1 protein-coding gene is annotated in these 666 nt (G+C 60.8%); it reads left to right on the top strand.

Features of this window, described 5'->3' with window-relative positions; translation table 11 throughout:
* A partial coding sequence (locus QQJ79_RS15725; RefSeq protein ID WP_284223869.1) for an aromatic amino acid lyase occupies nt 1-512 on the top strand: 512 nt, incomplete at its 5' end.
* Nucleotides 513-666: the final 154 nt, after the last annotated feature.

Below are 666 nucleotides of genomic sequence, written 5' to 3'. Positions count from 1 at the left end.
TGGTCATTGCCGAGATTGGCTCCATGTCGGAGCGGCGCGTCGCCATGCTGATCGACACCACAATCAGCGGCCTGCCCGCTTTTCTGGTCGGCAAGCCGGGCGTCAATTCCGGCTTCATGATTGCCCACGTAACCGCAGCGGCCCTTGCCAGCGAAAACAAGCAGCAATCCCACCCGGCCTCCGTGGACAGCATCCCCACATCCGCCAATCAGGAAGACCATGTCAGCATGGCCACCCACGGGGCCCGGCGCCTTCTGCGCATGGCCGACAACACCGCCGCCATTGTGGCGATTGAATTGCTGGCCGCCGCACAAGGGATCGAGTTCCGCCACCCGCTGAAATCCTCAACGGTACTGGAAACCCTGTTCGGGCGCATTCGGGAGCGGGTCCCCGCCTATGACGAGGACCGGTTCTTTGCCCCGGATATCGAAGCCATCAAGGCGTGGGTCAAAACCGATGAATTGCGGAATGAATTTGCCGCATATCTTCCAAAAACAGGATTGGTGCACTGAAAATGAGTCACATTTACACCGTCAGCGAGGGAACGTCCCCCCTGATCTTGAGCCAGCCCCACCCCGGCACCCAACTGGCACCGGGGATGGAGGACCGCCTGACAGAGGCCGCGCTTCAGCTTCCCGATACGGACTGGCACATCCCTGACCTGTA

The sequence above is a fragment of the Brevundimonas denitrificans genome (assembly GCF_030160755.1).
GTDB classification, from domain to species: Bacteria; Pseudomonadota; Alphaproteobacteria; order Caulobacterales; family Caulobacteraceae; genus Brevundimonas; species Brevundimonas denitrificans.
Note: the sequence above shows the minus strand (reverse complement) of the source record. Positions and strands in the feature narration are given on the sequence as shown.